This is a genomic window from Mesorhizobium sp. M7A.F.Ca.CA.004.04.2.1 (assembly GCF_004022825.1).
Classification (GTDB): Bacteria; Pseudomonadota; Alphaproteobacteria; order Rhizobiales; family Rhizobiaceae; genus Mesorhizobium.
Genome location: NZ_RZPH01001221.1, coordinates 1 through 1577, shown reverse-complemented (window position 1 = coordinate 1577; position 1577 = coordinate 1). Strand labels below are relative to the sequence as shown.

Genomic DNA, 1577 nt, shown 5'->3' with positions numbered 1-1577 from the left:
GGCGTATCCGTCGGTTCTGCCGCGACCTTGGCGGTCTGCGCGGCGCGCCAGGCATCCAGGCGGACGGCAAGCTCGTTATCGTTCAGGGCCAGCACGGCGGCGGCTAGAAGGGCTGCGTTGGCAGCGCCCGCCTTGCCGATGGCCAGCGTGCCCACGGGAATGCCGGCCGGCATCTGGACAATGGACAGCAGCGAATCCTGCCCGGAAAGCGCTTTCGATTCCACCGGCACGCCGAACACCGGCAATGGCGTCATCGCCGCCGTCATGCCGGGCAGGTGTGCTGCACCGCCGGCGCCGGCGATGATCACCTGATAACCGGCCGCCTTGGCGCCCTTGGCGAAATCATAGAGCCGGTCTGGGGTGCGATGCGCGGAGATGATCAGCCGTTTGTGCGGGATGCCGAGTGCTTCCAGCGTTTCGGCCGCATGGCGCATCGTCGCCCAGTCGGACTGGCTGCCCATGATGATGGCGACGTCGGCGCGTTGATCGTCCAAGTCCGTGTTCCCCGGCGACAAAGGCGCGCCTTAGCGGAATTCGCGCGAGGCCGCAAGGACAGGCGGCGGCCGCAGCTCTTTGCAACGTTGAATCAGGCCATCAGATGCCGTCGCGCTCGGCCTCTGGCGTCGAGACCAGCAAGGCCGAAGCCGCGTTGGCGGCGGTGATGGCCGCCCGCATGGTCTGCCCACGGGCAAGTCCCGCGGCCAGCGCGCCAACGAATTCATCGCCGGCGCCATGCGTGCTGGCGACCTTGACGGGGATGGCGGACAGAGCAAACGCCTCACCGCTCCGATCGCAACAGGCGACGCCCTCGCCGCCCGCCGTGACAATCGCCACCGGATAAAGATCGGCCAGCAGCCGTGCGGCTTGGGCGGCCCCGTCCAGCGTCTCGAACACTGCTGTGCCAGCCAGGAATTCAGCCTCGATGGCGTTGACCACCAATATGTCGACCAGCGCGATCAACTCGTCGGAGAGTTCGCGCGCGGGGGCCGCGTTGAGCACGACGCGGCCGCCCCGTGCTTTGACGGCGCGTGCGGCGGCAATGTTGCCGGCTTCCGGCACTTCGTTCTGCAACAAAAGCACTGCCGTTTGGACCATCACATCGGAAGCAGAGGCAATGTCGGCATGGCCCAGTGTCAGATTGCTGCCCGAGACGATCACCGCGCCATAGTCGCCGCCCGCGTCGAAGATCGCCACGCTCATGCCGGAGCCGGCGCCAGCGGCCACCCGCACGAAGCGGTGGTCGACCACTGCGCGATTGAGATTGGCCAGCAACGCCCGCCCGAAATCATCGTCGCCGACGGCGCCGATCATCGCCGCGCGCACGCCGGCCCGCGCCGCCGAGACAGCCTGATTGCCGCCCTTGCCGCCGCATTTCGGGTGCCAGGCATGGCCGGTCACCGTCTCGCCCTTGCGCGGGCGGTCGGGCGCGTCGACCATGATGTCGTAGTGCAAGCTGCCGAACACGGTGACCAGCGGCGATGTCGTCATGAGCCCCGGTCTTTTCGTTTCGATGTCACCGCGGACATGGTGCGGCCGAGATTGCGCTCCGCCGCCTGATAATCGCGCTGTGCCACCGC

The 1577-nt window shown here is 67.7% G+C and carries 2 protein-coding genes and 1 pseudogene; all 3 read right to left on the bottom strand.

Annotation, left to right across the window (positions count from 1 at the left end; translation table 11 throughout):
- Positions 1-494 (bottom strand): 5-(carboxyamino)imidazole ribonucleotide mutase (purE, locus tag EN893_RS33220; protein WP_127272234.1); only part of this gene is annotated, 494 nt, incomplete at its 3' end.
- 100 nt (positions 495-594) lie between these two features.
- Positions 595-1488 carry a ribokinase gene (locus EN893_RS33215; RefSeq protein WP_127272233.1) on the bottom strand — a complete coding sequence of 298 codons (894 nt, stop codon included), beginning with the start codon at positions 1486-1488 and terminating at the stop codon, positions 595-597.
- Positions 1485-1577: pseudogene (locus EN893_RS39635) on the bottom strand (RpiR family transcriptional regulator); the annotation flags it as partial. The gene EN893_RS33215 and the pseudogene EN893_RS39635, both read right to left, overlap by 4 nt.